The organism is Halogeometricum sp. CBA1124 (assembly GCF_009741955.1).
GTDB classification, from domain to species: domain Archaea; phylum Halobacteriota; class Halobacteria; order Halobacteriales; family Haloferacaceae; genus Halogeometricum; species Halogeometricum rufum.
The window spans coordinates 1-5,877 of record NZ_WPCD01000221.1; the positions used below are offsets into that span (position 1 = coordinate 1).

The following is a 5,877-nucleotide window of genomic DNA, read 5'->3' on the forward strand; positions in this document are numbered from 1 at the left end:
GACGCCGGTGCCGACGACGCCGACCAGGAGGAGTCGCCGGGTGTCGACCCGTCCCGCGACGGCGCCGGCCGCGGCGACGAACACCACGAACCCGACCGTTCCCGCGGGGGCGACGAGCCCCAACAGCCACTCCGGCGCGCCGAAACTCTCCCGCACGCCGGGAGCGCCGCGCCCTGTATCTGCAGCGTCGCGCCTTCGAGCGCGATGAACGCGAATATCGCGACCGTCCACCGACGACGGTTGTTGGCCCGCCGCGTCGCCTCGCCCTCCGTGGCCGTCTCCATGCGCCGACCACGGGACACCGACCGAACTACCTTTTGAAGACGGTCGGCGACGCGTCGCCGCCGGACCCCTGCACACTAACCGTCGGACCTCGACGCACCGACTGCCGGACCCCCGCACCGACCGCCGGGTACGGCCGCGCCCGCCCCGGCGTCACCGCGGAATCGGAATCTCGACCAGCGTCATCGCACCGCTCTCGACGGCGTCGTCCAGCGCCGTCGCCACCTCGTCCCACGTCTCCGGGCGGTACGCCTCGACGCCGAAACTCTCGGCGAACGCCTCGAAGTCCGGGTTCGTCAGTTCCGTCCCGAAGTGCTCGCCCGTGTGCGCCTCCTGCTTCTCGGAGATGAGGCCGTAGTCGTCGTCGTTGAAGACGACGATGGTGAACCCGAGGTCCAGTCGCGTCGCCGTCTCTATCTCCGCGGCGTCATCAGGAAGCCGCCGTCGCCGGTGGCGACGACGACGTTCGAGTCGACGGCCAGATCGGCGGCGACGCCGCCGGGGACGGCGATGCCCATCGACGCCAGCCCGTTCGAGACGATGCAGGTGTTCGGTTCGTACGTCGGGTAGCCCTGCGCGATGGCCATCTTGTGACTCCCCACGTCGGAGACGAGCACGTCCTCGTCGGCCAGCGTCTCCCGGAGGTGCGGGAGGACGCCCGCGACGGAGAACGGTTCGTCGTCGTCGGGTTTCGCCGTCACGTGGTCGACGATGGTCTCGCGGTAGTCCGCACACCAGTCGGGTCCGGAGACGTCGTCGAGGCGCGCCGAGAGGGCCTCCAGCGTGGCCGAGATGTCGGCGACGACTTCCACGTCCGGGTTGTAGTGTTCGTACACCTCGGCGGGTTCGTGGTCCACGTGGACGACGCTCGTGTCGAGGTCCGGGTTCCACGACTTCGGGTCGTGTTCGGCGATGTCGTAGCCGACGGCGACGACGCAGTCGGCGCGTTCGATGGCGTCGCCCGCCTCGCCGTTCGGCCCCGAATCCAGCGTCATGAGCGAGTTGTCGAGGCGGTCCGAGATGGCTCCCTTCCCCATGTAGGTGGCGACGACGGGCATCCCGGCCCGTTCGACGAGTTCGCGGAGGGCCTCGGCGGCGCGGGTTCGGACCGCGCCGTTGCCCGCCAGCACGAGGGGTTCCTCCGCGTCGGCGACGAGTTCGGCCGCCCGGTCCAGCGAGTGGTCGTCGGGGTCCGCGCGGCGGACGCGTTCGCGCGGCGGCAACGGGTCGGCGTCAACCGTCGCGGCCGCCACGTCCTCGGGGAACTCTAGATGGGTCGCGCCGGGCTTCTCGAACTCGGCGAGTTTGAACGCCTTCCGGACCGACTCGGCCACCGTCTCGGGTTCGGCGAGTTGGGTGTTCCACTTGACCACCTGCTCGAACGTGTCGACGATGTCGAGGGCCTGGTGACTCTCCTTGTGGAGTCGCTCGCGGCCGCCCTGTCCGGTGATGGCGACCAGCGGCGACTTGTCGAGGTGGGCGTCGGCGACGCCCGTGAGGAGGTTGGTCGCGCCGGGACCGAGCGTCGAGAGACAGACGCCGGCGTCGCCCGTGAGGCGGCCGTGCACGTCGGCCATGAACGCCGCCCCCTGTTCGTGCCGCGTGGGAACGAACTGGACGTCAGACTCCCGGAGCGAGAACAGCAGGTCTTCGAGTTCCTCCCCCGGCAGGCCGAAGACGCGCTCGACGCCCTCGGTCTCCAGACACCGGACGAGCAGGTCCGACGCCTTCATCGTGACCGCCCGTGGGGTCCGGACTCGGTCGGCGTCGCTGTCGCGTCTCCGCCGGCGGCGTCGCGGGTTGGCTTCATGTGTCCCGGCAGGGGCGGCGGCGCAAAGAACGTGTTCGCCGTTCGCTCTCAGCCCTCGATTCGTCCCGCGATGTCGTCCAGTTCCTCGTCGGAGAGGTCGGGACGACCGCCGGCGACGCCGTGGATGGGGCCGCCGCCGTCGCCGTCGAACCGGGGGACGAGGTGGACGTGGACGTGCGGCACCTCTTGGCCGGCGGCCGCGCCGTCGTTGACGCCGACCGTGAGGGCGTCCGCGTCCACGGCGTCTTCGACGCGCGGCGTGAGTTCGTCCACCGCGGCCCAGAGGTCGGCGGCCGCCTCGTCCGGCAGGTCGCGGAGGCGTTCGTGCGCCTCCTTCGGGACGACCAGCGTGTGCCCCGGAGCGAGGGGGTTCGCGTCGAGGAACGCGATGGTCGTGTCCGTCTCGTAGACGACGCGCGCCGGGATGTCGCCGGCGACGATCTGCTCGAAGATGGTGGGTTCGCTCACGTCCGGGCGGTCGGCCGGATTCGGCAAGTAGGTTCGGGTCACCGCGTCGTCGGTGCCGTCCGTCTCGCCGGGGGAACACCCCTTTGTAGGAGCAGTCGAAACGACCGCCACCGTTCCATGTCGGTAGCGCTGGCCACCGCTGGCATCGTCGTCGCACTGTTCGTCGGCTTCAACATCGGCGGTTCCTCGACGGGCGTCGCGTTCGGTCCCGCCGTCGGGAGTCGTCTCGTCCGAAAGGCGACGGCCGCGGCGCTGTTCACCACGTTCGCACTCCTCGGCGCGTGGACCGTCGGCCGAAACGTCATCGACACCATGAGCAACAGCATCGTCCCGGCGACCCAGTTCTCGCCGGTCGCGAGCGTCGGCGTCCTCTTCTTCACCGGTCTGTCGCTGCTCGTCTCGAACCTCTACGGCGTTCCCGCGTCGACGTCGATGACCGCCGTCGGGGCCATCGTGGGGCTGGGACTCGCGACGGGAACGCTCAACGAGGCGCTGATGTTCACCATCGTCTCGGCCTGGATCGTCGCACCGTTGGTCGGATTCATCTGCGGCGCGGTCATCGGTCGGTACCTCTACCCGTATCTCGACCGCTGGTTCGCCTTCACCCGGTTCGAGTCGCACCTCTTCGAGGTGGACGACTCGGGGTCCGTCCCCCGACCGCGGTTCAACGACGACGCGTCGCCGCGCGACATCGTCGGCTCCCTCGTCGTCGTCTTCATCGCCTGTTACATGGGGTTCTCGGCGGGGGCGTCGAACGCGGCGAACGCCGTCGCACCGCTGGTCGCGCGCAGGGTCCGCTGACCGTCGACCAGGGCGTCCTCTTGGCCGTCGCCGCCTTCGGACTCGGCGGATTCACCATCGCGCGCCGGACGCTCGATACCGTCGGTGACGACATCACCGAACTCCCGATACTGGCGGCACTCGTCGTCTCCGTCGTCGGGGGGACCATCATCACGGTGCTGTCGGCGCTCGGGATACCCGCGAGTCTGGCCGTCAGCACCACCTGCTGCATCATCGGCCTCGGGTGGGGACGCGCGAGTCGGTCGGCGACGGTCGTCGACATCGCCACCCCGGCCGAGAACCGCGAACGGGACCTCGACGTCTCGACGGGCGCACTCGTCACCTCCCGCGACGAGGACGTCCCCACGAGTCCCACCGTCGGCGACTTGGCTCGGGGGGAGGCCCCGCCCGAACGGTCGGACGAGGAGGTCCCCGAGGTTCCGGACATCGGCGCGGCGGACGCGGCCGAACTGGACCGGAAGAGCCTCTTCGACCCGAGCGCGGTCAAGCGAATCGCGGCGCTGTGGGTCCTCACCCCGTCGCTCGCCGTCGCGGGGTCGTACCCGCTGTTTCTGTTGGTGCTGTGAGCGCCGCCCCACGCTCCCCTCCTCAGGGCAGGCGCGCCCGAATCGCCGCGCGGTACTCCGCGTCGGTGTAACCGAGTCGCGAGAGCCACACGTCCTGATAGGAGGGGTGAAGCAGGGGCAGAAGCGTCACGTCGAACGCGTTGAGGGCGACCGGTTCCAGCACCGAGTCGAGGAAGCCGTCCAGTTCCCGGCCGTCGAACGCGAGCATCGTCGCCGTCGCGTGTTTCCCGGTCGAGACCACCACGTCGGGGTCGATTTCGGCCACCTCGGTTTCGAGGTGGCTCCGGCAGTTCGCGCGTTCGGTCGCCGTCGGTTCGCGGTTCGACCCCGCGCCGTCGCACGGGAAGCACTTCACCGCGTTCGTGTAGTAGGCGTCCGGGTGCCCCACCGCGGCCACGAGGCGGCGGACGCGTCTCCCCGAGTGCCGCGTCGTGTACGCCGCGCCCGTGTGGTTGCCGCCCCGCCACCGGTCGGCCCCCGGGTCGCCCGCGCCGGGCGCCTCGCCGACGACCATCACCGACGCGTCCCGCGGGCCGGTCCCCCACGAGATTTCGGTCCGACACGCGACGAGTTCGGGACACCGCGTGCAGTCGGCCTCGACGACGAACCGCTCTCCGAACGGCGTCTCGGCCTCGTCGCCGTCCGCGGGGCGACCCTGGGCGTTCTCGGTGTTCCGTTCGCTCATCGAATCACTGGCGCACCGTCGCGCACGAGGTGCCGTATAGCTGTCCGTGTCCTGACTGCCGCCGTCGTCAGCCGCGAGGACAGATTTATAGTTTGTGGCCCACCTTCTTAGTAGTCACTCGCGCTGGTGTACACACCAACCGCAGGTCCCCCCTCGATGTATCTCTACCAGTTCGGCTCACTTCTCCACACGGAACGAATCGACGCCGAGGAGGGTCCGGTCGCGGCCCTGTTTCGCGCGTTCGAAGCGGTCGACGTCGACGTCGACGCCGACTCCACGGACGTCCTCCACGACTACATCGACCCCGGTGCGCTGGACCGCCTGTTCAGCGGATCGCAGTCGGGTCGGGACGGCGGGTTCGTCGTCTTCGAGATATGGGGCGTTGTCGTGCAGGTGACGCGCTACGAAGTCGCCATCTACGACTCGCTCTCCGTGTCGGCGGCCGACGAGTCGAGGGACTGACTCACTCGGTCAGCGGCAGGAGGACGCCGAAGACGAACGGCGACAGGAGCGTGAGGACGACGCCGGCCGCCTCCGCGTCGAAGAAGAGCGTCTTCTCCCACGCCGGAAGCGGACCGACGACGGCGGGGGCGACGAGCGTCCCGAGTGCGCCGACGGTGAACAGGGCGAGTCCGAGGCCGACGCCGAGTTTGGTCAGTCGCGGGTAGTCGAAGCGTTCGTGTGCCATGTCTCGTGGACGACCGGTATCGAATACAAACGTTTCGTTCGGCCCGCGCCTCACTGCGTCACGGTTTCGACGGCGGCGGCGACGGCGGGGGCGACGCTGACGACGCTCACGTCGCGTTCGACGGTGTCGGTGCCGACGATTCGCTCGATGCCGGCGCGTTCGAGCTTCGTGCGTGCGTTGCGGACCAAGAGCGGGTGGACGCAGGCGGCGAAGACGCGGCGCGCGCCGTCCGAGTCGAGGTGCGAGACGGCCTCGCTCATCGTCGACCCGGTGGCGACGATGTCGTCGACGATGACGACGTCCCGGTCGGAGGCGTCCGCGTCGCTGGGCGTTATCTCCACCTCCGACCCCGAGTGGCGCACCTTCTCGAAGTAGTCGGTGTCGCCGCGGCCGTAGGCGTCGCAGACGTGTTCGGCGAGTTCGACGGCACCGGCGTCCGGCGACAGAAACAGCGGGTCGTTCAGGCCGTCCGGGAGGGGGTCCGCGAGGCGGGCCGCGGCGTCGACGACGGTGACGTGGCCGTCGAAGAACGAGGCGACGGCCTCCTCGTGGGGGTTGACGAGGACGACGCGGTCGG

5 protein-coding genes and 2 pseudogenes are annotated in these 5,877 nt (G+C 69.8%); 2 read left to right on the forward strand and 5 right to left on the reverse strand.

Features of this window, described 5'->3' with window-relative positions:
* Positions 1-435 precede the first annotated feature (435 nt).
* Positions 436-2,015: pseudogene (locus GJ632_RS18675) on the reverse strand (acetolactate synthase large subunit).
* Positions 2,016-2,140: 125 nt separating this feature from the next.
* Entirely contained in the window at positions 2,141-2,560 is a 420-nt protein-coding gene (locus tag GJ632_RS18680) for an HIT family protein (protein WP_343161258.1), read from the reverse strand.
* A 117-nt stretch (positions 2,561-2,677) separates the two neighbouring features.
* Between GJ632_RS18680 and GJ632_RS18685 the strand changes: the two are divergent.
* Positions 2,678-3,927: pseudogene (locus GJ632_RS18685) on the forward strand (inorganic phosphate transporter).
* A 22-nt stretch (positions 3,928-3,949) separates the two neighbouring features.
* On the opposite strand, the gene GJ632_RS18690 reads toward GJ632_RS18685, so the two are convergent.
* Positions 3,950-4,612 (reverse strand): uracil-DNA glycosylase family protein, encoded by a 663-nt coding sequence (locus GJ632_RS18690; protein WP_191453723.1) that lies wholly within the window; start codon positions 4,610-4,612, stop codon positions 3,950-3,952.
* Between the two features lie 156 nt (positions 4,613-4,768).
* Between GJ632_RS18690 and GJ632_RS18695 the strand changes: the two genes are divergently transcribed.
* On the forward strand, positions 4,769-5,074 hold the full coding sequence (locus GJ632_RS18695; RefSeq protein ID WP_191453724.1) for a HalOD1 output domain-containing protein: 306 nt from the start codon (positions 4,769-4,771) through the stop codon (positions 5,072-5,074).
* A gap of 1 nt (position 5,075) precedes the next feature.
* Here the strand turns inward: GJ632_RS18695 and GJ632_RS18700 are convergent, their stop codons facing one another.
* Both GJ632_RS18700 and prs read right to left on the reverse strand, forming a co-directional pair.
* On the reverse strand, positions 5,076-5,300 hold the full coding sequence (locus tag GJ632_RS18700) for a hypothetical protein (protein WP_089804075.1): 225 nt from the start codon (positions 5,298-5,300) through the stop codon (positions 5,076-5,078).
* Positions 5,301-5,350: 50 nt separating this feature from the next.
* The coding region (prs, locus tag GJ632_RS18705; protein ID WP_191453725.1) for a ribose-phosphate diphosphokinase at positions 5,351-5,877 on the reverse strand (527 nt) is incomplete at its 5' end.

Coding starts and splice junctions, on each gene's coding strand:
- GJ632_RS18690 (WP_191453723.1), bottom strand. CDS start 4,612: ATGAGCGAACGGAACACCGAGAACGCCCAGGGTCGCCCCGCGGACGGC.
- GJ632_RS18695 (WP_191453724.1), top strand. CDS start 4,769: ATGTATCTCTACCAGTTCGGCTCACTTCTCCACACGGAACGAATCGAC.
- GJ632_RS18700 (WP_089804075.1), bottom strand. CDS start 5,300: ATGGCACACGAACGCTTCGACTACCCGCGACTGACCAAACTCGGCGTC.